Raw genomic sequence first — 25,836 nt, 5'->3', positions numbered from 1 at the left:
CCCAGCGATCGGACCGCGCAGCGGCCCAGGGCCGGCGATGCTACGCAAGCCGCTCGCCACCCTCAAGGCAGGTCATCGGCCGACGCCGGCTGCGGATGGCGCGATCACCCGCTGGCTGGGGCTCAGCGGGAACATGAAGATTTGTTCATGGCCGTGCGCGACTTGCGCGCACGAATCTGATCCCTGCGCTACCGTGTAGGGGCGCAGCGGGGGCGCTGTGCCACTATTGTGCATTCGCGGAGCGGAGCCGACAGCCATGAACCACCCTGGGCGAGGGGTATCTCTGCAACTTGTCGTTGCGCTGGCGATCATGCTCGGCATTCTGTTGCTCGGCGCCGGCCTTGCCTGGCAGGGCTACCAGGGCATGCGCCAGGCGCTGGTGGCAGCTGCCGGGGATGCGGCCCATCAGGTCGCCAAGACCATCGACGAGCGCGCCCGTCGGTTGATCGAGCCTGCGCAGAGCAGCTTGCGCATGCTGGCCTTCACGCCGACTCCTGGCGATCTGGAGCAGCGCCTGGCGCGTTTGCCGCAGTTGGTCGAGAGCCTTCAGGTGAACAAGATGGTCAGCTCCACCTATGTCGGCTTCACCAACGGCGAGTTCTTTCTTGTTCGCCGCCTGCGCGACCCCCAACTGCTGCAGCGCTTCGCGGCACCGGTGGGCAGCGTGTACCTGGTGCAAAGCATCAGCCGAGGCACGAACGGCGAGTTGCAAGGGGAGTGGCGTTTCTACGATCAGGACGTGAATTTGTTGCAAGTCCAGGCCAAGCCGGATTACCACTACGATCCGCGGCCACGGCCTTGGTTCGTCTCGGCCTCCAATCGTTCCAGCACCGTGTTGACCCGTCCTTACGTGTTCTACACCACCCGCGAAGTCGGCCTGACCCTGGCGCAGCGCAGCGTCGATGGACGCTCGGTGATCGGCATGGATGTCTCGGTCAACGATTTGGCCCTTGAGAGCCGTGACTTGCGCATGACGGCGGGGACCGAGATCGTCGTGCTCGATGAGCGCGGTCAGGTGGTGGCCTATCCGGATCTCGAGCGGATGATCGTCCGCGAAGGCGAGGCCGTGCGTCTGTCGAGCATCGGCGAGCTGGGGATTGCGAGTCTTGCGCACATCCGGGAGCAGATGCCCGAAAGCGGACAGCCGCAGTTGTATGAGGTGGAGGGCGTGCTCTGGTACGGCATGCGGGTGCCGTTGATGAGCCTGGCCGGGCACAACCTGGAAGTCTTGCTTGCCGTGCCGGCTCGAGAATTGTTGGCAGGGGCGCGCAAGGTACTGTTCGAGCAGTTGCTGTGGACCGCGGTGCTGATGGCCGTGCTGCTGGTGCTCGGCGGATTGCTCGGCAAGCGCATCGGCTTGCCGCTGCGTACGTTGGCAAACCAGGTGCGGGGCCTTGCAGGGTACGATTTCAGCCGTGAAGTGGGTGTCGCTTCGCGGGTGACCGAGGTGCGCGAGTTGAGTCAGGTGCTCAGCCGGATGTCGGGGACGATACGCAGCATGCAGCAGATCACCCTCACGCTCAGCCGTGAGAGTCAGTTGGAGCGGATGCTCGATGGCGTCCTCACGCATCTGGTGCAGGCGGCCGGGGTCAAGGCCGGGGCGGTGTACCTGTTCGATGTCGACGATGCTCGGCTACGCCTGGCCGCCGCCTGCGGCGTGGAAGGCTACCCTGACGAACTCGTCGTGGATACCGGGCACCCCGAAGGTCTCGCCGCTGCCGTCACACAGGCTCTGCAATTGTCCGGCTCAGGCCTGGCGGTCTCGCTCAACGACCGCGATCAGGTGCTGCTGGGTGTCCTCGTGCTGCAACTGGAACAGACGACCGCCAACGAAGAGGTCACCGAGCCGTTCCGACGCTTCGTTCACGAGTTGTCCGGCGCGGCGGCCGTTGCCATCGAGACCCGCCAGTTGGTCGAGGCTCAGCAACGCTTGCTCGATGCCATGATCAAGCTGCTGGCAGATGCCATCGATGCCAAGAGCCCCTATACCGGTGGCCACTGCGAGCGGGTGCCGCAATTGGCGCAGATGCTGCTCGACCGGGCGATAAGTGCCGACAGTGGTCCGTACGCCGATTTCACCATGAACGAAGAGGAGCGCTACGAGTTTCGCGTGGCCGCCTGGCTACACGATTGCGGCAAGGTCACCAGCCCCGAGTACGTGGTCGACAAAGCCACCAAGCTGGAAACCCTGTACAACCGCATCCATGAAGTGCGCACGCGTTTCGAGGTGCTCTGGCGTGATGCCGAGCTTGCCTATTGGCAAGGTCTGGCCAGCGGCGCGGATCGCCAGGCGCTGCAGCGGGCGCTGCAGCTCACCCAGGCCGAACTGCAGGAGGAGTTCGCCTTCGTTGCCAAGGCCAACATCGGCGGCGAGTTCATGCAGGAAGGCGACATCGGGCGCTTGCAGCGTATCGGCCAGCGTCGCTGGCAGCGGCACTTCGATAACCGCCTCGGTCTTTCCCGTGATGAACAGGAGCGTTTCGCTGGCGTGCCGGCCACGCCCTTGCCAGCCGACGAGACGCTGCTGGCCGACCGCCCCGAGCATCGTGTGCCATGGGGTGAACGCAAGCCGGCGGTAGACAAGTACGATCCGCGTAACCTCTGGGGCTTCGACATGCGCCTGCCTGCCGATGCCAGCAACTATGGCGAGCTGCACAACCTGTCGATTCGCCGGGGCACGCTGACCGAAGAAGAGCGGTTCAAGATCAACGAACACATCGTGCAGACCATCATCATGCTCGAAGCGCTGCCGTTCCCTCGCCAGCTCAAACGAGTGCCGGCGATCGCCGGCCATCACCATGAGAAAATGGACGGCACCGGCTACCCAAGGCGGCTGGGGCGGGAGGCGCTGAGCATTCCCGAGCGGGTCATGGCCATCGCCGACATCTTCGAAGCACTCACCGCTGCTGATCGGCCCTACAAGCCGCCGAAGACATTGTCCGAGTCGGTGAAGATCCTGGTGTCCATGGCCCGTGACAACCACATCGACGGTCAGTTACTGCGGTTGTTCCTCAGCAGCGGTGTGTACCGCCAGTATGGCGAGCGATTCCTGCGGCCCGAGCAGATCGACGAGGTCGACGTGGACTACTGGTTGGCGCAGATACCAGCGTAAAACGCCATCGTGTCGATGCTCATGGGCCTCGGTGCCATTCTCCCGGTCGTGCGAAATTCACAATAATTCCGTGCACAGTCCTCAAGAAATTGCATTGGACAATGTATTACACTTGCGAATGAGCTAGAAATACTTAGTAACATCTGCTGTTCATCCTAATAGCAGATTTCCCTCCCTTACCCATATCCCTATAGAAAACGAGCGTTAATATTTGCATGCAAGACTCAAGACAGCGCTACCTCGGCCCATCCGGCTTGCAGGCCTGCACGTTCACCTTCGCGCTGCTCAGCGGCTTGGCAGTGGTCAGCCCAGCCTCGGCAATGGACGCCTTCGATAGTCAATCGCCTTATATGTTCGGCAACTGGGGCGGCACCCGCGACGACCTCGCGCAGCGTGGCGTCGAATTCAATGCCAGCTACGTGGGTGAAGTCGGCGCCAATCTCGGCGGCGGCTACGACAATAGCCGTGCCACCCGCTACAGCGATCAATTCGCCTTCGGCGCCAAGTTCGATCTGCAGAAGTTGCTGGGCTGGCACGATGCTGCCTTCCAGCTGACGGTCACCGACCGCAACGGCGACAACATCTCCAACGACCGCGTGGGTGACCCTCGGGTCGGCACCTTGAGCTCGTCCCAGGAAGTATGGGGGCGCGGCTCCCATTGGCGCCTGACCCAGATGTTCTACCAGCAGAAATTCCTCGACCAGCGCCTGGACATCAAGGTCGGCCGGTTCGGCGAAGGCGAAGATTTCAACACCTACGACTGCGATTTCCAGAACCTGGCGTTCTGTGGCTCGCAGGTCGGTAACTGGGGGGGAATCTGGTACAACTGGCCGGTCAGCCAGTGGGCGGCGCGGGTCAAATATGCGCTCACCCCTGAGCTTTATGCGCAGATCGGCGCCTACGAACAGAACCCGTCCAATACCGAATCGGGCAATGGCTTCAAGCTCAGCGGCAGTGGCACCGAGGGTGCGGTATTGCCGGTCGAGCTGGTCTGGCAGCCGCATGTCAATGGCCTGCCCGGTGAGTACCGCGCCGGTTACTACTACAGCACCGCCGATGCCAAGGACGTGCTCAAGGACAGCAACGGTCAGCCCGCGGCCATCAGCGGCAACGACTACCGCAGCGCTTCGAGCAAGCATGGTTTCTGGTTCGGTGTGAAGCAGCAGGTGACTCAGGTCGGTGCCGATACTTCGCGCGGTCTGAGCCTGTTCACCATGGCCACCGTGCACGACAAGAAGACCAACCTGGTCGATCACTACGTTTCGGCGGGTGCTGTCTACAAAGGTCTGCTCGACGCACGGCCACTGGACGATATCGGCTTCGCCGTGTCGCTCATCCATGTGAACCCTTCCTATCGCAAGAATGCCAAAGCTTCGAATCTGTTCAATGGCGTCTACGATTATGACGACCCGTCCTACATGCCGGTACAGGACACGGAGTACAACGCCGAGCTGAACTACGGGGTTCATGTCACCCAGTGGCTGACCGTTCGACCGAACGTCCAGTACATCCGTCACCCCGGTGGCGTGACCCAAGTGGACGATGCCTGGGTCGGTGGCCTGAAGATCCAAGCGTCGTTCTGACGTGATGCACGCCGGCCTGGTCCGGATTTTTTGATCCACTCTAAATGGAGTTTTTTCTATGAGCACTCAGGGTGCTTCGAACCGTAGCCGACTGCTACCGAGCTTGCTCGGTGTCGTCCTGCTACTCATGGGCCTGGCCCTGGTGGCGGGCGGTATCAAGCTTGCGACCGTCGGCGGCTCGCTGTATTACCTCATCGCCGGCGTGGGCATCGCCCTGACCGGTATCCTGCTGCTGCTCGGCAAGCCTGCCGCACTGTGGCTGTACGCCTTGGTACTGTTCGCCAGCACGGTCTGGTCGCTGGTCGAAGTCGGCCTGGACTGGTGGCGTCTGGTGCCGCGTCTGGCATTGTGGTTCGTGCTCGGCATCGTGATGCTGCTGCCCTGGTTCCGTCGCCCGCTGCAAAACAGTGAAGCGGCAGGCAAGGGCACCGGCGCGTTGGGCGTCGCTGTCGTAGTGGCGGGCCTTGCCGCACTGGCCAGCCAGTTCGTCGAGCACCGCGAGATCAACGGTACATTGGAGCGCACCAGCACCGATGTGACCAGCAATGCCCCGGCCCAGCCCGATGGTGACTGGCAGCACTACGGGCGCACCCCGTTCGGCGACAAGTACTCGCCGCTCAAGGAAATCACCCCGGAAAACGTGCACAAGCTGGTACCGGCCTGGACTTTCCGCACTGGCGATATCCCGACCGAGAACGATCCCGGCGAGACCACAGCGGAGAACACTCCGTTGAAGGTCAACGGCATGCTGTACGTGTGCACGCCGCACAGCCAGGTGATTGCCCTGGACCCGGACACTGGCAAGGAGATCTGGCGCTTTGACCCGAAACTGTCGACGCAGAACGCCGACAACTTCAAGGGTTGGGCGCACATGACCTGCCGCGGCGTCGCTTATCACGACCAGGCCGCTTATGCCGAGACCTCTGCCGAGCAGAGCCCGAGCACTGCCGCTGACGCCAACGCCTGCCCGCGCCGGTTGTTCCTGCCGACCGCCGACACCCGCCTGATCGCGCTCAACGCCGACACCGGCAAGGTCTGCGAAGGCTTCGGCAACAAGGGCCAGATCGACCTCACCACCAATATCGGCACCTTCGCCGCCGGTGGTTACTATTCCACCTCGCCACCTGCCGTGACCAAGGACCTGGTCATCATCGGTGGTCACGTCACCGACAACGTCTCTACCGACGAGCCGTCGGGCGTGGTGCGTGCCTATGACGTGCACGATGGTCACCTGGTGTGGAATTGGGATCCGGGCAAGCCGGATGCCACCGAGCCGATCGCTGCCGATGAGTTCTACACCCGCAACTCGCCGAACATGTGGTCGGTGGCCTCGGTCGACGAGCAACTGGGCATGGTCTATCTGCCCATGGGCAACCAGATGCCTGACCAGTGGGGCGGCAACCGTACCCCCGAATCGGAAAAGTACAGCGCCGGCGTGACTGCGCTTGACCTGGCTACCGGCAAGGTGCGCTGGACCCACCAGTTCACTCACCACGACCTGTGGGACATGGACGTCGGCGGTCAGCCGACGCTGATGGACCTGAAGACCGCAGACGGCATCAAGCCTGCGTTGCTGGCTTCGACCAAGCAGGGCAGCATCTATGTGCTGGACCGCCGCACCGGCGAAGCCATCGTGCCGATCGAGGAACGTCCGGTGCCTCAGGGCGCCGTGGAGGGCGACCATACTTCACCGACCCAGGCCTTCTCTGACCTGAACTTCTCGCCGACCACGCTCAAAGAAAGCGATATGTGGGGGGTGAGCCCGTTCGACCAGATGCTCTGCCGCATCCAGTTCAAGTCGCTGCGCTACGAGGGCATGTTCACGCCGCCTTCGCTGCAGGGTTCGCTGGTGTTCCCAGGCAACTTCGGCGTGTTCGACTGGGGCGGTATCTCGGTCGATCCGGTGCGCCAGGTATTGTTCGCCAACCCGGACTACATGGCTTTCGTATCGCAATTGGTACCGAGCGAGGACGTTGCCGGCGGTCCGGCTCGCAAGTCCGAGACCGAAGGCGTGCAGCCTAACAAGGGCGCGCCTTACGGCGTGATCATGTCGCCGTTCCTGTCGCCGATCGGCCTGCCTTGCCAGGCGCCGGCATGGGGTTATGTGGCGGCGGTCGATCTGACCACCCACAAAGTCATCTGGCAGCACAAGAACGGCACCGTGCGCGATAACTCGCCGCTGCCGCTGGCCCTGCCGATGGGCGTACCGAGCCTGGGCGGCAGCTTCATGACCGCCAGCGGCCTGGCGTTCCTGTCGGGCACCCTGGACCAGTATCTGCGCGCCTATGACGTGCGCGATGGCAAGGTCCTGTGGGAAGGCCGCCTGCCGGCCGGCGCGCAGACCACGCCAATGACCTACCAGGGCAAGGACGGCAAGCAGTACGTGCTGGTCATGGCCGGTGGTCATGGCTCGCTGGGGACCAAGCAGGGTGACTACGTGATCGCGTACAAGCTCGCTGACTGACCTCACCGCCGTCATGAAAATGCCGCTTTCGAGCGGCATTTTCATGTCTGCACCTCCCTCGCAGTGCACCCTCGACCTGTCATTTTTGCCAGTAGGCACCTCAGCCAGCGGGCCTTACGGTATCGGTCAGCCAGAGGGATGGGAAGGCTATGCACAAGGAAACACTGCAACTGCTGGCAGGGATGGTTCTCGTCATGAGCAATGCTGTCGATGCCGCGCCGGCACTCCACATCGAGCGATTGTCGCCCTGCGGCCCTTGGGCGCCGGGGCCACCCAGAGTGTGGTGCGTACAGGTCGCAGGGATGGGCGAGGCGATGCCGGAGGTGCTGCTCGATGGCACGCCGGTGCCGGCTGCCAAGGTTTCGCGTGAAGGGCAGACACTTCGCTTCGAGCTACCGAGACGCCAGCTCGCCAGTGGCCCTTTGTGGTTGCGCGATGAGCCGCGGGAGAGTAATCCAACCTGGCTCAGTATGGGTCAGAGCCATGTGCAGGCGGCCCGCCGCGAGCATCAGGTGCTGATCGCCGACCGCCTGGTGACCGTGCTTGATCTGGTCGGGCTGCTGCTGCGCGAGGATGTCGATGGCCTGACCGAAGCACGGCGAATCGCCCAGGTCCATGGCCTGGAGATCGTGGGAGCCATCGCCCCGCTCAATATCTACCAGGTGCGCTTGCCGAGCACCACGCTGCTCGAACGTGACGCGCAGGTACGCGCGCTTGGCCGTGACCCTGCGGTGGCGGCGGTGTTGGTGGAGGACGACAACCTCGACGGCGGGCCGAGGCCAGACCGACCCGTGCCCGCGCCCGACCGCGAGGGCTGGGTGGCCAATCGCTTCGAGCCAGCGGTGGCGCTGTACCGGCGTCATGCACGGGAGGTCAGTGCATCACACCACGTGACAGTTGGCGTGATCGAAAAAGGCGTGAACTTCGATTCGCCGGATTTCGCCGAACTGGCGACGCCCAGCGGGCATGCCGGCGTATGCCTGAATGCGCGTCATAGCACGGCAGCGAACGCCCATGGTTCGATCGTCACCGGCGTGCTCGCCGCTCGCATCATGCCGGGAGGCAACCGGGGCTTGCTCAGTCGCATCGGCGCGCTGGGGGAGGGCTTTCGGGTCATCGTCGACAGGGGCAGCGAGAACGGGGTGCTGGGACGCGTGGCGGCTTCGGTCAACCTGGTCCAGGATCATGCGCGGGTGCTCAACTGGAGCTGGGGCGTGCATCGTCTGGGCAAGCGCGACCGCGATGGCGAGCCGGTAACGGCCAATGTCCGTTCTGAGCTGGCGTTCACGGGCTATGCACAGCTACTGCGGCGTTTTTTCGCCTGGCTCGAACGTGACCATGCGGATGTGCTGGTGGTCAATTCTGCCGGCAACAGTGCCACGACCACCGAGGATCACCTGCCCTCGGCGTTGCGTTACCCGCAGCTGCTGGTGGTCGGCGCGCATCAACGCAGCGGCCGTGATGTGGCCGTTGATGATGCGCGTTTCGTGATGCCTCGGGGAAAATCCAATGTCGGTCCACGCATCGACATCACCGCTGCCGCCTGCCCACGGCCACCGGTCACCACCGCGCCGCAGCTTGGCCGGGGCAGCGGCTGTGGCACCTCCTATGCGGCGGCGCTGGTGACTGCGGTGGTGGCCGCCATGCTGGCGGTCAACCCTGATCTGCATCCGACCCAGATCAAGACGCTGCTGCAGCGCAGCGCCATGCCAGCGTTCGGTCAGTCCGCTCGTCTGGACATGCGCGAAGCACTGCGCCAGGCCATGCACAGCCGTGTCCAACGAGACGGTTAGTGCCCCTAGTCACTTGTCTGTCATGACGGGGTGCTAGCGTGCCGGTCCCCACTCCTGGCACAAGGACCGATGCCGTGCATACCGGTACGAACCGCAAGCAGATAATTCTCCGCTCCAACGACATGCGCAGCGATGATTTCGGCGCGTTGTTCACGCAGCTGTTCGGCAACCTGTATGCCGACATACCGCCGCTGGGCGAGGGCATTTCCATCGGCGGCGTCTATGGTCGTTTCGCGGGGATGAGCGTGCGACGCATGCACTACCGGGGTGACTTCACCATCGCCTTGCCCACGCCCCAGGACGAGATCACCTTCGTGCTGCCCACCGCCGGGCGTATCGTGTTCGACCATCGTGGCGAGGCAGTGGGCGGCAATCAGGTTGGCCTTGCGCTCGACAAACTGGATATTCGCTCGGTGCACATTGCCGATGGCCATGCCCAGTGCGGCATGTCGATTCGACGGGGCGTGTTCGTCGAGCGTCTGACGGCACTGTTGGGGCGAGCGCTGGTCAAGCCAATTCGGTTCGCCCCCGTGGTCGACCTCAAGGCGTCCGCCTTCCAGGGCATTCGGGCACTGTTGGAACTGGCCACCGGCAGCGAGTTCGATACCTTGCTCAATTCCGGCCTGCTGCTGCCCGCCAGGCTCCAGGAGATGTTGGTGGATGCGCTGTTGGAGAACTGGCCGCACAATCACAGCGAAGCCCTGGGCAGCACACAGCCCTCGATCGCTCCGCGTCACGTCAAGTTGGCCGCAGCGTACCTTCGCGAGCATCCCGCCAGCCAGGTCAGCGGTAGCGAATTGGCGAGCCTGGCCAATGTCAGCCTGCGTGCCCTGCAGGATGGCTTCAAGCGTTTCACCGGCATGTCGATCGTCGCCTACCAGCGCCAGGTGCGCCTGGAACGGGCGCATGAGCTGTTGCGTCGCGACGACAGCGGCACGGTGGCGCAGGTCGCCCTGGGCTTGGGGTTCAGCAACGCCGGGCGATTCGCCCAGTATTTCCAGCAAGCCTATGGCCTCAGCCCGGCGGATGTGCGGCGGGGTGGCCTGAGCCAGGCCACCCCGAGCAACGGCATCAGAACGCGTAGCTGGCCTTGAGGCTGCCGCTCACGCCGTGGCTGTCGCTGCTGCCGAGGGCCGCGACCTCGGCAGCGATGCTCAGGGCGCCGAGGCTGGCCATCAGGTTGACCCCGCCGCTGAACTGGTCGCGGTCGTCGAATGCGGCGCGCTGCTCGATATCCAGGCCCAACAGCTGAGCTTCGCTGTCGATCTGGCGATTACCGAGAACCCGTTCATAGCCGACTTCGATGCCTGGGACGAGCTGCCAGGCCCCCAGCGGGTAGGGAGCGAACGAGACCTTGAGGTTGGCCAGCGCGGCGCGGCGGGTGGCGTTCAGGTCGTCGACCTGCAAGGCCAACTCGCTGCCTTTCTCATCGAAGTCTGACAGGTCGACATGGCTGATGCGGATGCCCAAGGTCGGTTCCAATATCACGTCATCGGTGGGCAGGCGATAGCCTAGGGCCAGGCTGCCGCCGACCAGGTTGCCGTGAGTGTCGCCCTTGGCCGTGCCCAGCCCGCTGCCGATGTCGCGCTTGCTGCTGTAGTCGAGCCAGCCGCCGCTGGCCTTGGCTTCGACGAACACGCCCCGGTCCAGGCTACTGGGGGCGAAGCGTGCGCCCAGGCTGAGGAAGGTCAGGTCGGTGTCGACTTCGCCGCCAGCACCGCCAACGTTGCCACGGCTGTAGCCGAAGCCTGCGTAGCCGCTGAGCTGTTCGTTGAAGCGCTGGGTGAGGCCCACCATCAGGCCCTGGCTGTGCTCGTTGCTGCTCTGGGCCTGTACCGAGCCGTCGGTGCCCAGGTAACTGGCCAGGGCCGTGCTCCACAGGCGTGATTGACCGGCCTTGAGGTCGACACCACTGGTGAAGGGCGCGGCGGCGCGGTCGATCATCGCGTCCTGGCGCAGCAGGTAGCTGGCGGCATCGGCATGCACCTGGCCGCCGACCCGTGATTCGACCCCACCCAGGGTGCCGGCATCGATCGCCGATTGCAGGTAGTAGTTGTAGGCGGTGTAGGCGCCCGACAGCGAGCTGTCCTGCAACTGGTTGAGCAGCCGTGCACCGGCGGCGGCGTTGCCCTGCAGACCCGTCTGGCCCGGCAGCATGGCGTAGCGCACCATCTTGCCGCGCAGCACGTAGAGGGTTTCCTGGGTCAGCCCCAGGCCCTGCTTGAGGTAGTTGTCCATGCTGCCGTATTCGGCTGTGACCTCGTCCAGGCCGGCCTGCAGGTAACTGGCCTCGACGCCCAGCAGCGGTGCGTAGACCTCTGCCATGCTCGCCGGCATGGCGGCGAGAGTGGCGGCCACCCGGGCTGAGGTGTAGTCGTTGGTCGCCAGGTAGTTCTCCATGATCGTCGCATCGTCGACGCCGGCGATGCTCAGCAGTACCGCGGCGGTCCAGCCGGTGCGGTCCTTGCCTGCGGTGCAGTGGAACAGGGCTGCGCCGTCGGCGGCGGCCAGGTCGTTGAACAGTGTGGTGAACTGGCTGCGCACGTTCGCATCGCTGACGAAGCTGCGATTGGCATCCTCCATCATCGCCCGCGCTTCGGCAGCGGTGGTCAATGAAATGTTGGTGAGATTGGCACCTGAGGTGGTGGTGCCGAGGATATCGATGTTGGTGTAGCTGGCACCTTCGGGCAGGGTGTCCGGTGTGCTGGCGATTTCGCTGGCGGTACGCAGGTCGTAGACATCGCTGATATCCAGGCCGTTGAGCACGGCCAGGTCCGAGGCGGTCGGCGTCAAGGCGTTGGAGCGGTAGAAGACCCCTGCGCGCATCACGCCGTCATGGCGGGTGGTGTAGGCCTCGGTGGTGCCGGCGATATCGCGGAAGTTGTCCATGCCAGCCAGGCGCGGAGTGTCGAGCGCGTCGGTGGCGTTGGCGTTGGCAATGGCGAGGGTGAGCAAGGACAGGGAGCAGAGCACACGTTGCAGCACGGGACAGGTCTCATTGTGGTTGGATTGAGCGAGCTACTGTCCGCGAGTTACATGAAACTGAATGTTACAAGGCGTCGCAGGGCGACGATGACTGCGCGTTATGTCCGGGGGCTGCGTGTTTTGTCCTCGAGGAGTAGGTGTGAGGTGCGTTTTTCGAAGGTACGCTGGCTCAGCAAAGGGCTGTGAGCGGGGCCTTGTTCTGGACAGCGCCGGGTTCCCTTTCCCGGCGCCAGCGGCTAGCCTCGGCCGAACTCCCTTATCCGATCGCGTACCCTTGCCATGCCAGAAGGTTTTGCCACGCTCCCCTCGCTCAATGCGCTGCGGGTTTTCGAAGTGGTGGCTCGCCACCTCAACTTCCGCCTGGCGGCCGAGGAGCTAGGTGTCACCCAGGCTGCCGTCGCCCAGCAAATCCGCGGGCTGGAGGCAAGCCTGGGGCTGCCCCTGTTCGAACGCCGGGCGCGCGGGTTGGCCCTGACCGACGCGGGCAGGGCATACAGCGGCAGCATCCGCACCGCCTTGGCGATGATCGACGAGGCGACGCGTCTGTTGCGACCGGAGCCGGCGCACCTGACGGTCAGCGTGACGCCCACCTTCGCATCGAAATGGCTTATCCCTCGGCTCGGCGCCTTTGCCGAATGCCATCCTGGTATCGACCTGAGGGTGCTGGCCACCGATCGCCTGTCGCATTTCCATACCGATGCAGTGGATATCGCCGTGCGCTACGGCCAACCGCCCTTCGGTCCGGGCCTGGACTGCGAACGGCTGATGGCACAACGAATCGTCGCAGTGGCCAGCCCGGCATTGTTCGCCCAGCACGGTCCGCCGACCAGCGCCGAGTCACTGCAAGGCTATGTAATGCTGCACGATGCCCATGACGATTGGCCCGAATTCACTGCGGCGTTGTTCGCCCAGCATGAACCGATCTCGGCCAGGCACATGCGCTTCAACCAGACCTCCCTGGCCATCGAGGCAGCTATCAATGGTCAGGGGATCGCCCTGGCCGATCAGGCCTTCGTTGCCAGCGACATCGCCGCCGGCCGTCTGCAGCAGGTATTTGGCCAGGTACTGCAGCGTGACAAGGCGTTCTATCTGGTGTGGCCGCGAAAAGCCAGGCAAGCACCGATGCTGGAGATCGTGAGGGACTGGCTCAGACAACAGGCAGACGATAGTTAATCTACTGGCTCAGGCAAGCTTGGGTGTCTCTCTGCTCGCCCGAAAGCACGCTAAGGTAAGGCAAATCCTGAACGAGTGTGTGGAGGTATCATGGCAGTGGAAAAAGTGGCGATCATCACCGCAGGCGGCAGTGGCATGGGAGCGGCGGCAGCGCGACGACTGGCGACCGATGGTTACAAGGTCGCCATCCTGTCTTCGTCTGGCAAGGGCGAGGCACTGGCGGAGGAATTGGGCGGGATCGGCTTCACCGGCAGCAATCAGTCGCTCGATGATCTGCGTCGTCTGGTCGACACCGTGGTCGCCACATGGGGGCGCGTCGATGTGTTGGTCAACAGCGCAGGCCACGGCCCGCGTGCGCCGATCCTGGAAATCAGCGACGAGGACTGGCACAAGGGCATGGACACCTACCTGCTCAACGTGATTCGGCCGACCCGCCTGGTGACGCCGATCATGCAGCGGCAGAAGGGCGGGGTGATCATCAACATTTCCTCGGCCTGGACCTTCGAGCCTACCGAGCTGTTCCCCACCTCCGCGGTGTTCCGTGCCGGCCTGGCCTCGTTCACCAAGATCTTCGCCGACACCTATGCCGCCGACAACGTGCGCATCAACAACGTGTTGCCAGGTTGGATCGACAGCCTGCCGGCAACCGAGCAGCGCCGCGACAGCGTGCCGCTCAAGCGCTACGGCACCAGCGAGGAGATCGCAGCGACCATTGCGTTTCTCGCCAGCGAGGGGGCTGCTTACATCACCGGGCAGAACATCAAGGTCGATGGGGGCGTGACGCGCAGTGTCTGAGCGTAGCTGCCGGTGACCGCGCGCCAGGCGCACGGGGCGTCGTGAGGCGAACCGGGCTCACTTGAAGAATTGGCTGGGGGTGATGCCGAACTGGCGTTTGAACATGCTGGCGAATGCACTCGGGCTGTCATAGCCGAGTGAGCCGGCCACATCGATGATGCGCTCGCCCAGGGCGATGCGTTCCAATGCCAGCATCAGGCGTGCCTGCTGGCGCCACTGGCCGAAGGTCATGCCGGTTTCCTTGCGGAACAAGCGTTGGATGGTTTTCTCGTCCACGCCCAGGCGCTCACCCCAGTCGGCCAAGGTAGAGCCATCGTCAGGCGAGGACTGCAAGGTCGCGCAGATCACCCGCAGGCGCTTGTCGGCGGGTTGCAGCAGCTTCAGCGGCAAGGTCGGCAACACGCAGATCTCGTCGAGGATCAAGCGCATGATCCTGCCCGCGCGCGAATCGGCAGTGAACGGTGTGGTCAGGGTCACCGAAGCCTTGATCAACTCGCTGAGCAAGGGTGAAATGCCAATGGCCTTGCTCTGCAGCGGCAGATCGCTGGCGGCATCAGGACGGACGAACACGCTACGCATCTTCACATCGCCTACGCAGCGGATGGCGTGCACCTGGCCGCAGGGCATCCAGATCCCGCGACTCGGCGGCACGGTCCAGCGTTCGCAGGCCGACTCGACGATCATCAGGCCGTTGATGGCATAGATCAACTGGTGCTTGGCATGTGCATGGGGGGCGATGTACCAGCTCGATGGGTAGTCGGTCGCCCGGCTACCCACCTCCCAGGGGGACGCGTCTACTTCTGCGAGTAAGTCCTGTTGAGATCTGACCATGTTGCCCTCACGCGCCCCCGGATACTGCGCGGCCATGTTAGCAGCAGCGGCTCGGGTGTGCCTTGGAGCGGGTCATCGGCAGCAACGCCGTGGCCAGCCCCAGCAGCGGCAGGTACGAAATCACCTGATATACCCAGACGATCCCGTGCCGGTCGGCCAGCTCGCCCAGCCCGGCGGCGCCAATGCCGCTGATGCCGAACATCAGCCCGAACATCACTCCGGAGACCATCCCCACCCGGCCCGGCACGGCCTCCTGGGCATAGACCACCAGCGCGGCGAAGGCCGAGGACATCACCAGGCCGATGGCTACCGCCAGCACCGCCGTCCACGCCAGGTTGGCGTACGGCAAGGCCAGGGCGAACGGCGCCACGCCGAGGAACGACACCCAGATCACCGCCTTGCGGCCGATGCGGTCGCCCACCGGACCGCCGGCGAAGGTCCCCAGGGCCACGGCGGCGAGGAATACGAACAGGTAGAGCTGGCTCTGCTGCACGCTCAAGCCGAAGCGTTCGATCAGGTAGAAAGTGAAGTAGTTGGTGAACGAAGCGATGTACACGAACTTGGCAAACATCAGCAGGGCAATGACGCCGACAGCGCGCCACACCGCGCCTTTGCTCAGGCCCGGGGCCTGATGGCCGGCCAGGCTCTTGAGCTGGGTCTGGCCGTGGCGCACGGTCCAGCCGGTGACCCGCAGCAGCACGTATACCGCGAGCCCCGCCGCCAACATGAACCAGGCGATGGCCGGCTGACCATGGGGGATGACGATGGCGGCGGTCAGCAACGGGCCGATGGCCGAGCCGGTATTGCCACCTACCTGGAACGTCGACTGGGCAGTGCCGAAGCGCCCGCCCGAAGCCATACGCGCTACCCGCGATGCTTCTGGGTGGAAGGTCGCCGAGCCGACCCCGACCACCGCGGCAGCCAGCAGGAGCATTCCATAGCTGCCGGCGAAGGCCAGCAGGGCGATGCCGACCAGGGTTATCAGCATGCCGGACGGCAACAGGAACGGAAGAGGACGTTTATCGGTGTACATGCCCACCCAGGGCTGCAGCAACGAGGCGGTCACCTGGTAGACCAGGGCGATCCAGCCGATCTGCGCGAAGCTCAGTGCGAAGTCGCTCTTGAGCATGGGATAGATCGATGGCAGCACGGCCTGGATGAGGTCGTTGAGCAGGTGGGCGAAGGCGGCGGCGCCGACGATGCGCACCACGAAGCCCTGGGGCTGGTCGTCGTGCGCCGTCGCTGCGGCCAGAGTGGCGGAAGGCGTCGTCATGGGTAGTGTCTTCTTTCGGGTGGGAACAAGGCATTGCCCAGGCAGGGTAGCCACTGGACGGTTTGCCTGTCTCACGCCGAACAGGCACCCACTAGCGCGAATCGGACATCATCCAGCGATCATAACCCCAGATCGCTGAGCCCCGGATGGTCGTCCGGGCGACGACCGAGCGGCCAGTGGAACTTGCGCTCGCTCTCGAGGATGGGGTGCTCGTTGATGCTCGAGTGGCGATGCTGCATCAGGCCGTCCTCGGCGAATTCCCAGTTCTCGTTGCCATAGGCGCGGAACCATTGGCCGCTGTCGTCGTGGTACTCGTAGGCGTAGCGCACCGCGATGCGGTTGCCGGTGAAGGCCCATAGCTCTTTGATCAGCCGGTATTCCAGTTCGTGGTTCCATTTGCGGGTCAGGAAGTCCTGTACCTGGTCCCGACCACGGGGAAACTCCACGCGATTGCGCCAAACGGTGTCGACGGTATAAGCAAGCGCGACCTTGGCCGGGTCGCGGCTGTTCCAGCCATCTTCGGCGAGACGGACTTTCTCGATGGCGCTTTGGTGGGTGAAGGGCGGCAGCGGTGGGCGGGACATTGCGGTCTCCTCGTGCGGTAGGGGCGGATTTCAAGCGTAGTACGCCCACGGGGCAGGGAGAATATCCGTCCACTGAACATCATAATTGCATCAGGCGAAATAACCCGCGCTCAACGCAGTTGGGCAGTGCGGTCGAGGTTATCCAGCATGAGCTGGAAAAATGGGTTGGAAGTTGCCCGCGAAAAGTTGCCGGCGTCGAGGATCAAGGCTCCGCGTTCGCCGCGCATGCTCAAGGTACCCAAGTGGACGCCGTAATTTTCCACCTGGCTGGGCTGTTGGCCATAGAGGGCATCATCGAGGGGAAAGGGCAACGCGACATGCGATAGTGAGAACAGTCCGTTGGGGTAGCTGGCAGCGAGCATCTGCTCCGTGGCTGCGGTGCTGCCGGCGGCGTAACGCAGCGAGCGCATTCGGGCATCGCCCTGACCGCGAGCGCCGACCAAGGTCCGCGCGTAGCGGCGGGCGGGCGCAGCGAACAGCTGTTCACGCAGGGCCGCAACGGCTGGACGCAGCATGTCATCGATGCCGAGCGACGTGTTGGTGTCGAAGATCACCAGTTCGCTGCCGTTGGCTGGCAGCCGGTCGTAGAGCTCGGTCTGGATCGCGGCTGTGCTCACCGTGCCATCGACCAGTGACTGGTAGGTGACGATCGGCGCCAGCGCCTGCAGGCGTTGCGGGTTTTTGCCGGCGTCCAGCAACTGCTGGCGCAGCGCTTCGGTCAGTTCGTAGGACTGGCGGGCAGCGTTGACCGGGAACGAGTTGTACTTGAACGGATTGAATTCGGGCAGCACGCTCAACCAGGCTGCCTTGGCGAACGCCGGGAACAGCGCGGGCAGGCCGGCGATGCCGGCGAAGCGGGCAAAACGGCTGACACCGATCATCGGCGAGAGGAGGATCAGATGGTCCGGCCTGCTCAGCTCCGGGCGGGCCAGTGCATCCAGGGCATACTTCACCGCCAGGGCGCCGCCGTTGGAAAAGCCAACCAGATACAAGGGTTGGCCGGGAGCGCGGCGGGTGGCTTCGCGCACAGCCAGGCGGGTGGCGGCCATCCAGTCTTCCCAGTGGGCAGCGCTGAGGCCGGCGGGTACGCTGCCATGGCCTGGCAGGCGGATGGCCACGACCACATACCCTTTGGCCTGGAAGTGGCTGGCCAGGTGACGCAGGCTGTAGGGTGAGTCGGTCAGACCGTGCAGCAGTACCACGGCGCCCTTGGGCGACTGGGACGGCTCGGCGATGTAGGAGCGGTTCCAGTCGCGGGTCAGGTTGCCCGGGTACACCCGACTGCTGGCATCGAAACGGTTATAGGCCGAAGAGCGCTCGGTGGCCAGCTGTTCGCGCATCTCCTGCTGCAGTGCCGCGAACAGCTTGGCCTCGGCATTGACATAGCCTGCCCAGTCGCTGCGGTCGATGGTATCGGCGTCGAGCTCTTCGGGGACATAGGTGTGCCAGGGCTCCAGGCGAAAGTCGGCGATCGCGGTGATGCGAAAACCGAACAGGACAATCAGCATCAGGGCCAGCACCAGCACTACCAGCGAAACCATCAGCCGCCGCATCGGCATCCTTCCTCCTTGAAAACCTGATCTATGTCGGGCTGCGGTTCCAGTCCCTCAGTCCCACTGGGGGGCAAGGTTGTCGGGGCTGACTTCGCGACCGTTGCGTTCGAGTGTAGCGATCCGCGCCATGTCGTCTGCGTCCAGGTGCAGGTCGCGGGCGAGCAGGTTGCTGGCCAGGTTCTCACGCTTGGTCGACGAAGGGATGACCGCGTAACCCAATTGCATGGCCCAGGCCAGGGCCACCTGGGCGACGGTGGCGTTGTGCTTGGCGGCGATCGCGGTCAGCACCGGATCCTTGAGTACCTTGCCATAAGCCAGGGTCATGTACGAGGTGACGGTAATGCCTTGGGTCTGAAGGAACTGCGCCAGCTTGGTGTTCTGCAGGTAGGGGCTGAGTTCGATCTGGTTGGTGGCGATCTCGCCCTCGCCGACGACCTCGATGGCCTGGCGAGTCAGCTCGATATTGAAGTTGGACACGCCGATCTGCCGGGTCAGGCCTTGCTGCTTGGCCTCGGCCAGCGCTGCCATGTATTCGCCCAGTTCAACGCCACTGCCTGGTGCCGGCCAGTGAATCAGCAACAGGTCGACGTAGTCGGTACGCAGTTTGCTCAGGCTCTCGCGCAGACTCGGAACGAGTTTGTCCTTGGCGTAGTTATTGACCCAGATCTTGGTGGTGATGAACAGCTCGTTGCGCGGTACGCCGCTTTCGGCGATGGCCTGGCCAACGTCGGCTTCGTTCTTGTAGATCTGCGCGGTGTCGATGGTCCGGTAGCCCAGCTCCAGGGCGGTCTTGACCGAATCGATGACGGCCTGGCCGGAAAGGCGGAAGGTACCCAGACCGAAGGAAGGAATGCTCATTGGGCTGCTCCTGCTGAATGATGAAGGAACCGGTAGAGCCTAGTCGCTCCAGGCCGGTAAGTGTTCGAGTGAGCAGCAGTGTGCAGGTTTCAACGGGATTGATTAAGGCGGGGGAGTGCGAAGGTCATTTGACCTGGCGGCAAGAGTTGGGCGGGGCAGGTCCTGGAAACGCAACGGCCCGCCGAAGGGCGGGCCGTTGGTCAAGCAGCGACGATCAGCGGCGGCGGAACAGCGGCAGCGGTTCGTCGGCGGCGGCCTGGTAAGTCACCGAGAAGTCCTTCAGACCTTGCAGGGCGTCTTCCGGATCCTTGTCGGCTCGGATGGCGAAGGCATCGAAACCGCAACGGGCCAGGTAGAACAGCTGATCGCGCAATACGTCACCGATGGCGCGCAGCTCGCCCTTGAACTTGTAGCGATCACGCAGCAGGCGCGCATTGGAATAGTTGCGTCCGTCGGTGAAGGCTGGGAAGTTCAGCGCGATGACCTGGAAGTGCTCGACGTCGTCCCCGATTTCCTCGGCTTGCTCGTCGCTGTCCAGCCAGATGCCCAGGCCGCCATCGCGGGCCTTGAGTACGTGGGCATGGTCGCGCCACATCTGCAGCGGAACGATGTAGTCGTCGCAGTTGGTCAGCTCGTCGAACGAGGTTTCCTTGGGCAGCAGGTGCCAGGTTTCGTCGACGATCTGATTGTTCTTAATGATTCGCTGCATAGACGCGCTCCTTGAAGGGGTCGATGCCGATACGCTGGTAGGTGTCGATGAAGCGCTCTTCCTCGGTACGCTGTTCGACGTACACGTTGATCAGCTTCTCGATCACGTCGGCCATTTGCTCCTGTGCGAACGATGGGCCGAGAATCTTGCCCAGACTCGCGTCGCGCGCGGCGTTGCCACCCAGGGAGACCTGGTAGAACTCCTCGCCCTTCTTGTCCACCCCGAGGATGCCGATGTGGCCGACGTGGTGGTGACCGCAGGCGTTCATGCAGCCGGAGATGTTCAGGTCGATCTCGCCGATGTCGAAGAGGTAGTCCAGATCGTCGAAACGGCGCTGGATGGACTCGGCGATCGGGATCGACTTGGCGTTGGCCAGCGAGCAGTAGTCGCCACCTGGGCAGCAGATGATGTCGGTCAACAGGCCGATGTTCGGCGTGGCGAAACCGCTTTCGCGCAGTTCCAGCCAGAGCGCGTGCAACTGGCGCTGCTCGACGTCGGCGAGAATGATGTTCTGCTCGTGGGAGGTCCGCAGGAAGCCGAAGCTGTAGCGCTCGGCAAGGTCAGCCACGGCGTCGAGCTGCTTGTCGGTCAGGTCGCCCGGGGCTACGCCGGTGGGCTTGAGCGACAAGGTCACGGCCACATAGCCTGGGCGCTTGTGGGCGCGGGTGTTGCGCGAGCGCCAGCGGGCGAAACCTGGGTTCTCGGCGTCCTGGGCGGCGTAGTCGACGTTGTCCAGTGCCAGGTAGTCGGGATCGACGAAGTGACGCGAGACGCGCTGCACTTCCTGTTCGGTCAGCGTGGTGTTGCCGCCACGCAGGTGGACCATTTCGGCCTCGACCTTTTCGGCGAACACTTCAGGGGTGAGCGCCTTGACCAGAATCTTGATCCGCGCTTTGTACTTGTTGTCACGGCGGCCGTAACGGTTGTACACGCGCAGGATGGCGTCGAGGTAGCTGATCAGGTCCTGCCAGGGCAGGAATTCGTTGATGAACGAGCCGACCACCGGGGTACGGCCCAGGCCACCGCCGACCAGCACGCGGAAGCCCAACTCACCGGCAGCGTTGCGCACCGGCTCCAGGCCGATGTCGTGCACTTCGATGGCAGCGCGGTCTTCCTTCGAGCCGTTGATCGCAATCTTGAACTTGCGTGGCAGGTAGGCGAATTCCGGGTGGAAGGTGGTCCACTGGCGGACGATCTCGCACCACGGGCGTGGGTCGATGATCTCGTCTGCAGCAACCCCGGCGAACTGGTCGGTGGTGGTGTTGCGCAGGCAGTTGCCGCTGGTCTGGATCGCGTGCATCTGCACGGTGGCCAGTTCGGCGAGAATGTCCGGGATATCTTCCAGGGCCGGCCAGTTGAACTGCACGTTCTGGCGGGTGGAGATATGGGCGTAGCCCTTGTCGTAATCGCGGGCGATCTTGGCCAGGGTGCGTACCTGGCGTGCGTTCAGCTGGCCATAGGGCACGGCGACGCGCAGCATCGGGGCGAAACGTTGGATATAGAGGCCGTTCTGCAGGCGCAGAGGGCGGAATTCTTCTTCGCTCAGCTCACCGGCCAGGTAGCGGCGGGTCTGATCACGGAACTGCTTGACGCGGTCCTCGATGATCCGCTGATCGTACTCGTCGTATACGTACATAAAAGTCCTGTCTCAGGCTGCATGCAGCTATTCGCGCGCACGGCCGCGCACTCCGGTTCGGAGCCGGGGAACGATAGCAGGTTGCGTTTATGCGCTAAAGTGATGTTTTTGCATATGAAAAGAACCAAACGAACTAAGTGAGATTGACTGCCATTTGTAGCGTTCGTCGGCGCTCAAAGACCCTGCTTGAGGGAAGGGCATTGCTCGTCTTTACTGGGGTGTGAAGTGCATTCCCCATAACACTACAAGAGGCAATGCAATGGGCAACTCAACCAAGGTCCGCAAAGCTGACAGCAGCGTCGACGCCTGGGCGATCCTGTGCCTGATCGTACTGGTGGTGGTCACTGCCGTTTACTGGGTCAGCCATCAGTAGCCTTATCCTGCCACCGTGACGTGCCTGTGCCGCCGCTGTTCAGCGAGCGGTCAGGTGCACGGCCAGTTGCACCAACCCGATCAGCACCAGGATGAACACCAGGGTGAACAGGGTGCCGAGCACGATGAAGTGGCTCGCCTTGCCATGGGTGAAATCGCGCGCGCGATTCTTGCCGCTCTGTACGCCGAAGGCGGCGGCGAGAATGCTGTGCAGCATTTGCCAGAAGGTTGGCGGCTTGTCTTGGCTGGAATCGTCCATGGTGGCTCCCGAGGTAATCAGAGGCGATCAAGGACAGTGTAGGCCCAATCGCCGCCAGGCCGGCTCCAACAGGGCGGTGAAAAACCCGTGGGAGCCGGCTTGTCGGCGAAGCGCTGTCAGCTCTCGTAACCGAGGTTCGGCGCCAACCAGCGCTCGCTCACGGTGACTTCCTGGCCCTTGCGTGCGCTGTAGCGCTCGATCTGGTCCTTGTCGACCTTGCCCACGGCGAAGTACTGCGCCTGCGGGTGGGCGAAGTACCAGCCACTGATCGCCGCCGCCGGGAACATCGCGAAGTGCTCGGTGAGGAACACGCCGCTTGGCCCGGTTTCGCCGATGGCGCTGCCATCGAGCAGGCGGAACAGGGTCTCTTTTTCGGTATGGTCAGGGCAGGCCGGGTAGCCTGGCGCCGGACGGATGCCGCTGTACTGCTCCTTGATCAGCGCCTCGTTGTCGAGCTGTTCGTCGCGGGCATAGCCCCAGTGCTCTTTACGTACCTGCTCGTGCAGCCATTCGGCGCAGGCCTCGGCCAGGCGGTCGGCCAGGGCCTTGACCATGATCGAGCTGTAGTCGTCGCCCTTGTCCTGGTAAGCCTTGGCCACTTCCTCGGCGCCGATGCCGGCGGTGGTGATGAAACCACCCACGTAGTCGGTCACGCCGCTTTCCTTTGGCGCCACGAAGTCGGCCAGCGACAGGTTCGGCTTGCCGTCGGGCTTGATGGTCTGCTGGCGCAGGTGGTGCAAGGTCGCCAGCGGTTGGCCGTCTTCGCCATACACCTCGATATCGTCATCGGCGACCTGGTTGGCCGGCCAGAAGCCGAACACTGCGCGGGCGCTGATCAGCTTCTCGTCGATCAACTTGTCGAGCATCTCGCGGGCGTCCTTGTATAAGGCGGTGGCCGCTTCGCCGACCACTTCGTCGGTGAGGATGCGAGGGAACTTGCCGGCCAGGTCCCAGGAAATGAAGAACGGCGTCCAGTCGATGTATTCGGCCAGGGTCCGCAGGTCGATGTCTTCCAGCACCTTGACGCCGGTGAAGGAGGGCACTGCAGGCTGGTAGCCTGCCCAGTCGTACTTGGGTTTGGCCGCTACCGCCTGCGCGTAACTCAGGCGCTCGGTACGGGCGCTGCGGTTGGCGGTGCGGTCGCGGACTTCGACGTACTCCTGGCGGGTCTTCTCGACGAAGCCAGGCTTGAGTTCCTTGGACAGCAACTGGGTAGCGACGCCCACCGCACGCGAGGCGTCGGTGACGTAGACCACCGCGTCGTTGCTGTACTTGGGCTCGATCTTCACCGCCGTGTGGGCCTTGGAGGTGGTGGCGCCGCCGATCATCAGCGGCAGGTTGAAGCCCTGGCGCTGCATTTCACGGGCGACATGGACCATTTCGTCGAGCGACGGCGTGATCAGGCCGGACAGGCCGATGATGTCGCATTTCTCGTCGCGGGCGGTTTGCAGGATCTTCTCCGCCGGCACCATCACGCCGAGATCGACGATGTCATAGCCGTTGCAACCGAGCACCACACCGACGATGTTCTTGCCGATGTCATGCACGTCGCCCTTGACCGTGGCCATGAGGATCTTGCCCTTGGCCTCGGGTTTGTCGCCTTTCTCGGCTTCGATGAAGGGGATCAGGTGAGCCACGGCCTGTTTCATCACCCGAGCGGATTTGACCACCTGGGGCAGGAACATCTTGCCGGCGCCGAACAAGTCACCCACCACGTTCATGCCGCTCATCAGCGGCCCTTCGATCACCTCGATCGGGCGGGCGCACTGTTGGCGACACGCTTCGGTATCCTCGACGATGAACGCGGTGATGCCCTTGACCAGTGCGTGCTCCAGGCGCTTTTCCACCGGCAGCGAACGCCACTCTTCGTTTTCCACTTCCTTGGCCGCGCCGCCGCCCTTGTAGTCATCGGCAATCGCCAGCAGGGCGTCGGTGCCGTGCGGGGTGCGGTTGAGCACCACGTCCTCGACCTTCTCGCGCAGGGCGGCCGGGATCTCGTCGTAGATCTCCAGCTGGCCGGCGTTGACGATACCCATGGTCAGGCCGTTCTGGATGGCGTGGTAGAGGAACACCGAGTGGATCGCTTCGCGTACCGGATTGTTGCCCCGGAACGAGAACGACACGTTGGACACCCCGCCCGAGCTCAGGGCGTAGGGCAGGTGGTCACGGATGTAGGCGCAGGCCTCGATGAAATCGACGGCGTAGTTGTTGTGCTCTTCGATGCCGGTAGCGACCGCGAAAATATTCGGGTCGAAGATGATGTCTTCCGGTGGGAAACCGACTTCGTTGACCAGGATGTCATAGCTGCGCTGACAGATTTCCTGTTTGCGTGCGGCGGTGTCGGCCTGGCCGACTTCGTCGAAGGCCATCACCACCACGGCGGCGCCGTAGCGTTTGCACAAGCGGGCGTGGTGCTTGAACTGCTCGACGCCTTCCTTCATGGAGATCGAGTTGACGATGCCCTTGCCCTGGATGCACTTGAGGCCTGCTTCGATCACTTCCCACTTGGACGAGTCGATCATGATCGGCACGCGGGAGATATCCGGTTCACCGGCGATCAGGTTGAGGAAGCGGACCATGGCGGCCTGGGAATCGAGCATCCCTTCGTCCATGTTGATGTCGATCACCTGGGCACCGGCCTCGACCTGCTGCAGGGCGACTTCCAGAGCCTCGGTGTAGTTCTCTTCGCGGATCAGCCTGGCGAACTTGGCCGAGCCGGTGATGTTGGTGCGCTCGCCGACGTTGACGAACAACGACTGGCGATCGATGGTGAATGGCTCCAGGCCAGACAGACGGCAGGCCTTGGGGATTTCCGGGATTTCCCGTGGCTTGTATTTGGCCACCGCTTCGGCGATGGCCTGGATGTGGCCTGGGGTGGTGCCGCAGCAGCCACCGATGATGTTGAGGAAGCCGCTGGCAGCGAATTCTTCGACCACTGCGGCCATTTCCGCCGGGGTTTCGTCGTACTCACCGAAAGCGTTGGGCAGGCCGGCATTGGGGTGGGCCGAGACGTGGGTATCGGCCTTGGTCGACAGTTCTTCCAGGTAGGGGCGCAGGTCCTTGGCGCCCAGGGCGCAGTTCAGGCCGACGGAAATCGGCTTGGCGTGGCGCACCGAGTTCCAGAACGCTTCGGTGGTCTGGCCCGACAGGGTGCGGCCGGAGGCATCGGTAATGGTGCCGGAAATCATGATCGGCAGTTCGATGCCATCGTCCTCGAACACCTGTTGCACGGCGAAGATCGCTGCCTTGGCGTTGAGGGTATCGAAGATGGTTTCGATCAGCAGCAGGTCGGCGCCGCCTTCGATCAGGCCGCGGGTGGCCTCGATGTAGTTTTCCACCAGTTCGTCGAAGGTGACGTTGCGGTAGCCGGGGTCGTTGACGTCTGGGGAAATCGAGCAGGTGCGGCTGGTCGGGCCGAGCACGCCAGCGACGAAGCGCGGCTTGTCGGGGGTTTCCAAGGTCTTGGCATCGGCGACCTGGCGGGCGATGCGGGCACCCTCGACGTTGAGCTCATAGACCAGCGATTCCATGCCGTAGTCGGCCTGGGAAATCTGCGTGGCGTTGAAGGTGTTGGTTTCGAGGATGTCTGCGCCAGCATCCAGGTAGGCCTTTTCGATGGCCGCGATGACATCGGGGCGGCTCAGCAGCAACAGATCGTTGTTGCCCTTTACATCGCTTGGCCAATCGGCGAAGCGCGTGCCACGATAGTCGTGTTCCTCGAGCCGGTAGCTTTGGATCATAGTACCCATGCCGCCGTCGAGGATCAGGATGCGCTCCTTGAGTGCGTTCTGGAGTGCTTGGAGACGAGCGCTGCGGTCGGACATAAGAACTACCTGGTCGGGCAAATATCAGAAGG

Annotated in this window: 17 protein-coding genes; 7 read left to right on the top strand and 10 right to left on the bottom strand. The window is 63.5% G+C overall.

Features of this window, described 5'->3' with window-relative positions; translation table 11 throughout:
• Positions 1-256: 256 nt before the first annotated feature.
• From E2H86_RS09425 to E2H86_RS09405, 5 genes are all read left to right on the top strand, one after another.
• The gene (locus E2H86_RS09425; protein WP_133326999.1) at positions 257-3,112 is read left to right on the top strand and encodes an HD domain-containing phosphohydrolase; all 2,856 of its coding nucleotides are present in this window, start codon (positions 257-259) and stop codon (positions 3,110-3,112) included.
• Positions 3,113-3,327: 215 nt separating this feature from the next.
• On the top strand, positions 3,328-4,695 hold the full coding sequence (locus E2H86_RS09420) for a carbohydrate porin (protein WP_133326997.1): 1,368 nt from the start codon (positions 3,328-3,330) through the stop codon (positions 4,693-4,695).
• A gap of 58 nt (positions 4,696-4,753) precedes the next feature.
• Positions 4,754-7,159 carry a glucose/quinate/shikimate family membrane-bound PQQ-dependent dehydrogenase gene (locus E2H86_RS09415; protein ID WP_133326995.1) on the top strand — a complete coding sequence of 802 codons (2,406 nt, stop codon included), beginning with the start codon at positions 4,754-4,756 and terminating at the stop codon, positions 7,157-7,159.
• Positions 7,160-7,308: 149 nt separating this feature from the next.
• Positions 7,309-8,952, top strand: coding sequence for a S8/S53 family peptidase (locus tag E2H86_RS09410; RefSeq protein WP_133326993.1), 1,644 nt, complete (start codon positions 7,309-7,311; stop codon positions 8,950-8,952).
• Positions 8,953-9,026: 74 nt separating this feature from the next.
• On the top strand, positions 9,027-10,046 hold the full coding sequence (locus E2H86_RS09405; RefSeq protein WP_243744036.1) for an AraC family transcriptional regulator: 1,020 nt from the start codon (positions 9,027-9,029) through the stop codon (positions 10,044-10,046).
• Here E2H86_RS09405 and E2H86_RS09400 read toward each other — a convergent pair.
• The gene (locus E2H86_RS09400; RefSeq protein WP_133326991.1) at positions 10,024-11,937 is read right to left on the bottom strand and encodes a tyrosine-protein phosphatase; all 1,914 of its coding nucleotides are present in this window, start codon (positions 11,935-11,937) and stop codon (positions 10,024-10,026) included. The two genes, E2H86_RS09405 and E2H86_RS09400, sit on opposite strands and share 23 nt — an antisense overlap.
• Positions 11,938-12,216: 279 nt before the next feature.
• Here E2H86_RS09400 and gcvA point away from each other — a divergent pair, with 279 nt between their 5' ends.
• On the top strand, positions 12,217-13,110 hold the full coding sequence (gcvA, locus tag E2H86_RS09395; RefSeq protein WP_133326989.1) for a transcriptional regulator GcvA: 894 nt from the start codon (positions 12,217-12,219) through the stop codon (positions 13,108-13,110).
• Positions 13,111-13,200: 90 nt separating this feature from the next.
• Positions 13,201-13,905, top strand: coding sequence for an SDR family oxidoreductase (locus tag E2H86_RS09390; RefSeq protein ID WP_133326987.1), 705 nt, complete (start codon positions 13,201-13,203; stop codon positions 13,903-13,905).
• 57 nt (positions 13,906-13,962) lie between these two features.
• On the opposite strand, the gene E2H86_RS09385 is transcribed toward E2H86_RS09390, so the two are convergent.
• From E2H86_RS09385 to metH, 9 genes are all read right to left on the bottom strand, one after another.
• Positions 13,963-14,736 carry an AraC family transcriptional regulator gene (locus E2H86_RS09385; RefSeq protein WP_133326985.1) on the bottom strand — a complete coding sequence of 258 codons (774 nt, stop codon included), beginning with the start codon at positions 14,734-14,736 and terminating at the stop codon, positions 13,963-13,965.
• A 37-nt stretch (positions 14,737-14,773) separates the two neighbouring features.
• A complete protein-coding gene (locus E2H86_RS09380) occupies positions 14,774-16,009 on the bottom strand; it encodes an MFS transporter (protein WP_133326983.1) in 1,236 nt (411 codons plus the stop codon).
• A gap of 119 nt (positions 16,010-16,128) precedes the next feature.
• Positions 16,129-16,593: a nuclear transport factor 2 family protein gene (locus tag E2H86_RS09375; RefSeq protein WP_133326981.1), complete on the bottom strand. Its 465-nt coding sequence runs from the start codon at positions 16,591-16,593 to the stop codon at positions 16,129-16,131.
• A 110-nt stretch (positions 16,594-16,703) separates the two neighbouring features.
• Positions 16,704-18,152: an alpha/beta hydrolase gene (locus E2H86_RS09370; protein WP_133326979.1), complete on the bottom strand. Its 1,449-nt coding sequence runs from the start codon at positions 18,150-18,152 to the stop codon at positions 16,704-16,706.
• Between the two features lie 48 nt (positions 18,153-18,200).
• On the bottom strand, positions 18,201-19,004 hold the full coding sequence (gene dkgB / locus E2H86_RS09365; protein WP_133326977.1) for a 2,5-didehydrogluconate reductase DkgB: 804 nt from the start codon (positions 19,002-19,004) through the stop codon (positions 18,201-18,203).
• A gap of 214 nt (positions 19,005-19,218) precedes the next feature.
• On the bottom strand, positions 19,219-19,713 hold the full coding sequence (locus tag E2H86_RS09360) for a DUF934 domain-containing protein (RefSeq protein WP_133326975.1): 495 nt from the start codon (positions 19,711-19,713) through the stop codon (positions 19,219-19,221).
• Positions 19,697-21,349, bottom strand: a complete 1,653-nt coding sequence (locus tag E2H86_RS09355; RefSeq protein WP_133326973.1) for a nitrite/sulfite reductase — start codon at positions 21,347-21,349, stop codon at positions 19,697-19,699. The genes E2H86_RS09360 and E2H86_RS09355 overlap by 17 nt, the downstream gene beginning before the upstream one ends.
• 412 nt (positions 21,350-21,761) lie before the next feature.
• Positions 21,762-21,980, bottom strand: coding sequence for a DUF2970 domain-containing protein (locus tag E2H86_RS09350; RefSeq protein WP_133326971.1), 219 nt, complete (start codon positions 21,978-21,980; stop codon positions 21,762-21,764).
• Positions 21,981-22,096: 116 nt separating this feature from the next.
• The gene (metH, locus tag E2H86_RS09345) at positions 22,097-25,804 is read right to left on the bottom strand and encodes a methionine synthase (protein ID WP_133326969.1); all 3,708 of its coding nucleotides are present in this window, start codon (positions 25,802-25,804) and stop codon (positions 22,097-22,099) included.
• Positions 25,805-25,836: the final 32 nt, after the last annotated feature.

Origin of the sequence: Pseudomonas putida (assembly GCF_004357765.1) — a bacterium.
GTDB classification, from domain to species: domain Bacteria; phylum Pseudomonadota; class Gammaproteobacteria; order Pseudomonadales; family Pseudomonadaceae; genus Aquipseudomonas; species Aquipseudomonas putida_U.
The sequence above is the reverse complement of the archived record's forward strand: the minus strand, read 5'-3'. Positions and strand labels throughout refer to the sequence as shown.

Excerpts from the sequence above, each read along its gene's own strand:
- E2H86_RS09375 (WP_133326981.1), bottom strand. The coding sequence starts at position 16,593 with ATGTCCCGCCCACCGCTGCCGCCCTTCACCCACCAAAGCGCCATCGAG.
- E2H86_RS09385 (WP_133326985.1), bottom strand. The coding sequence starts at position 14,736 with ATGGTCAGATCTCAACAGGACTTACTCGCAGAAGTAGACGCGTCCCCC.
- E2H86_RS09355 (WP_133326973.1), bottom strand. The coding sequence starts at position 21,349 with ATGTACGTATACGACGAGTACGATCAGCGGATCATCGAGGACCGCGTC.
- E2H86_RS09410 (WP_133326993.1), top strand. The coding sequence starts at position 7,309 with ATGCACAAGGAAACACTGCAACTGCTGGCAGGGATGGTTCTCGTCATG.
- gcvA (WP_133326989.1), top strand. The coding sequence starts at position 12,217 with ATGCCAGAAGGTTTTGCCACGCTCCCCTCGCTCAATGCGCTGCGGGTT.
- E2H86_RS09420 (WP_133326997.1), top strand. The coding sequence starts at position 3,328 with ATGCAAGACTCAAGACAGCGCTACCTCGGCCCATCCGGCTTGCAGGCC.
- E2H86_RS09380 (WP_133326983.1), bottom strand. The coding sequence starts at position 16,009 with ATGACGACGCCTTCCGCCACTCTGGCCGCAGCGACGGCGCACGACGAC.
- E2H86_RS09390 (WP_133326987.1), top strand. The coding sequence starts at position 13,201 with ATGGCAGTGGAAAAAGTGGCGATCATCACCGCAGGCGGCAGTGGCATG.
- E2H86_RS09370 (WP_133326979.1), bottom strand. The coding sequence starts at position 18,152 with ATGCCGATGCGGCGGCTGATGGTTTCGCTGGTAGTGCTGGTGCTGGCC.
- E2H86_RS09425 (WP_133326999.1), top strand. The coding sequence starts at position 257 with ATGAACCACCCTGGGCGAGGGGTATCTCTGCAACTTGTCGTTGCGCTG.
- E2H86_RS09415 (WP_133326995.1), top strand. The coding sequence starts at position 4,754 with ATGAGCACTCAGGGTGCTTCGAACCGTAGCCGACTGCTACCGAGCTTG.
- metH (WP_133326969.1), bottom strand. The coding sequence starts at position 25,804 with ATGTCCGACCGCAGCGCTCGTCTCCAAGCACTCCAGAACGCACTCAAG.
- E2H86_RS09360 (WP_133326975.1), bottom strand. The coding sequence starts at position 19,713 with ATGCAGCGAATCATTAAGAACAATCAGATCGTCGACGAAACCTGGCAC.
- E2H86_RS09350 (WP_133326971.1), bottom strand. The coding sequence starts at position 21,980 with ATGGACGATTCCAGCCAAGACAAGCCGCCAACCTTCTGGCAAATGCTG.
- dkgB (WP_133326977.1), bottom strand. The coding sequence starts at position 19,004 with ATGAGCATTCCTTCCTTCGGTCTGGGTACCTTCCGCCTTTCCGGCCAG.